The 3,100-nt window shown below is 24.1% G+C and carries 3 protein-coding genes; 2 read left to right on the forward strand and 1 reads right to left on the reverse strand.

The window, feature by feature from the left end; translation table 11 throughout:
- Together RH99_RS17790 and RH99_RS17795 are read left to right on the forward strand one after the other, a co-directional pair.
- The coding region (locus RH99_RS17790; protein WP_010241557.1) for a sensor histidine kinase at positions 1 to 1,006 on the forward strand (1,006 nt) is incomplete at its 5' end.
- On the forward strand, positions 1,003 to 1,584 hold the full coding sequence (locus tag RH99_RS17795) for an accessory gene regulator B family protein (RefSeq protein ID WP_010241559.1): 582 nt from the start codon (positions 1,003 to 1,005) through the stop codon (positions 1,582 to 1,584). The genes RH99_RS17790 and RH99_RS17795, both read left to right, overlap by 4 nt.
- 291 nt (positions 1,585 to 1,875) lie before the next feature.
- Here the strand turns inward: RH99_RS17795 and RH99_RS17800 are convergent, their stop codons facing one another.
- Entirely contained in the window at positions 1,876 to 3,069 is a 1,194-nt protein-coding gene (locus RH99_RS17800; protein WP_010241561.1) for a DUF4317 domain-containing protein, read from the reverse strand.
- Positions 3,070 to 3,100: the final 31 nt, after the last annotated feature.

Raw genomic sequence — 3,100 nt, forward strand, 5'->3', positions numbered from 1 at the left:
TATATTCACTATAGATCTAAATAAAATTAATTTAAATTCCAGATATTTATGGCTTTTTTTAATAATTGTTAAAACATTACAAATAATTATTGTGTTAATGCTTTTTAAATTTAGTACTTATTTTAATAGATTTAAATTATTCCAACAAGAAGGTACGCTTTTTTCTAATTTAATAATTCAAGTAGGAATTTTCAGTCTTTTTATATTTAGTATCAATTTTGGTGTTTTTAATATAAAAAATCCTAAGATATACAACTGTGCTATATTTATTATGTATTTTATGTTTTTAACAGTACAATTAAAGGGATTAAAAGAATATAAACGAATTGTAAATATAGAATCTAGGTATAAAATCCAAGAACATCAGATTAAAGATATGGAAGAAATAATTAGTATAATTAGACAAGAAAAACATGATTTTGCAAATCACATCAATGTTATATGGGGGTTGTGCTCATTAAATAAACCAAATGCTGTTGAGCAAATAAAAAATTATGTAGTGGGAATTTCAGATGCACTTCATTCATCCTTCAAGTACATAGATACTGGTAATGACTATTTAAATGGATTGTTGTCCATAAAAAATAATTATGCAATGAAAAACAACATAAATTTTGATATAATGATTGATGAACCATTTAGTTCCATAAAAGTTAAAGAAAATGAATTAATAAGTATTATTAGTAATCTTGTAGATAATGCATTTGAAGCATTTCAACTTAAATCCAATATTGAAAATAAAGAAATATCAATTGATACTTTTATTGAAGACAAAAAATTTTATATTGAAATATCTAATAATGGAGATATGATTTCGGAAGATATTCAGGATAAAATTTTTAATAGAGGATTTTCTACAAAAACTAAAAAGTCATATGATCACGGATTTGGACTGTATATTATTAAACAATTGATCAAACAAAATAATGGAAATATATCTTTAGAAAGTACTCCTGAAAGGACTAAATTTTTGATTGAATTTCAAATAAAGGAGTTAAATAAATGAGTAAAGTTATAACTTGTTTCGTAAAAAAAATTTCTGAATCAAATCCTGAATTTTCAGATTTAGATTTAAAAAAGATGGAATATGGATTAATTTGTGCTTTTGATGAGATTACAAAGTTTATTCCATATTTTATTATATTCTGGATATTTTCTCTCCAAAAATATTATATAGTCACTCTCATATTTTTTTGTCCTATAAGATTATTTTCAGGCGGATATCATGCAAAAACTTACTGGGGTTGTTTTTTTATTAGTTTTATTGTATTTTTTATAATAATTATTTCTGGTAAATATCTAGTAATTAACAGTACCATTATACTATCATTATTAATTATTTCCTTTATAGCTATTTGCATTTTTTCTCCTGTGGATAACATTAATAAAAGGATAAAAAGTAAAGAGCGAAAAATGAAACTTAAATATTATTCTATATTAATTATTTTAATTTTAATTATAGCATGTTACTTCATTCCAAATAATTTTTTAAATACTGCTGTAATATCAATTGTTAGTGCAACAATAATGATGATGATTGGAAAAATAAATAATATAAATGGTAATGCTAGACAACATGAATAATAAAATTACAAATGCATTACAGTTTATACGCTGTTATTGAAACCTTTTTATCTATTTTAGAAAAAATTATTTTACAATTAGAAAAAGCACCAGTATTTCTACCAGTGCTTTTTCAACTCAAAATTAAACAAAAGGAGTTGTGTTCTTATATTTCTATAATACATAACTCTTATTATATTGTCAATAATATTTTTGTGCATTTTAATACATTTTAATGTATTACGGATTAAAAATAGCACTTATTTTTTTCAATATCATACAATCTAATATATAACAGAACAAAAATAAGCACTATCCAACAGACTGTGCAGGCGAAGTTAGCTTGCCACTCTCCTCACCTTCGATTTCTAACTTAAATCCATTTATCTCTACATCTTCACTTAATTCAATTACAAGACATCTAGTACCATTTTTATCAACAACTTGTTTAACTGAACTTAAATCTCTTGGATTAATAATTATACTCGTATCTTCATTTTCAATTTTTATAGATTTACTTCCAAAATCGGGAATTATATTTTTTACCTTAAACTCGTAATCTCCTCCACAAATTTCTTCAAAAGAACTTTCTAAAACTTCCGTATTCTCTATTCCACTATCTTCTAAAACTTTCTTAATTTCTTTCATATTCATAGTGGGTTCCTCTTCATCTACGTTATCTTCTAATTTTTCATTTATTTTTTCATAAATTTCCTGCATAGCATCAGCTTTTATTTTATCACCAATTACATCATTCAATATAGCATTAAATCTGTCTTTTTCTTCTATAGCAGTCTGTTTTATACTACAATTTAAAACCTCTTCAATAAATTTTAAATTCAATTGTCTTGATTTTGAAGAATAGTATACAACTTTATTTACATCCATATTTCCATCACTAAAGCTAGGAAACATAAATCCATCTAAAGGTGAGTTTAAATTTATTGTAGTATCTAAGGCAGAATTAGGTTTAAAGGTCATCTCTGCATAGTCAAATTTTAAAACTCTTTTAGGAATCTCTACTTTGTTTATACTACATAAAATAAACTGGATAGCTTGTATAGAATCTTCTAATGATTCATCTGCTTCTTCTCTTCTTTTGTTGTTTCCCTTGTAGTACTCAGCTTTTACAAAATTTATTACTATATCTGTATCATATGTATAATTTTCAGATATTTTTTCTACTATTTTATCAGCATATTCCACTAACCTTTCTCCTGAACTCAATGCCTTATATAATACATTTTGTGTACTCTCTTCTAAGTTTTCACTGTTAAAATCTAATTCAAATATTTTTGTATCTATGGTTCCAGTAAGAACCTTTTTAAAATTATTCAAATAAAGTTCCTTTTTCTCAATTTCTAACATATCAAAATAGTTAAGTTCTTTTTTTATAATTTCATTATTGTCTTTTTTTAAATATACACTATATACTTCTTTTATAGACATTATATAGCTGTTTAATTTAAATTCTTTTCTTAAGTCAGCTAAATCTTTTTTATTCATAATCAGCACCTCATCTTTCTTTTTGGGATAA

The organism is Clostridium arbusti SL206, assembly GCF_000246895.1.
GTDB classification, from domain to species: Bacteria; Bacillota; Clostridia; order Clostridiales; family Clostridiaceae; genus Clostridium_I; species Clostridium_I arbusti.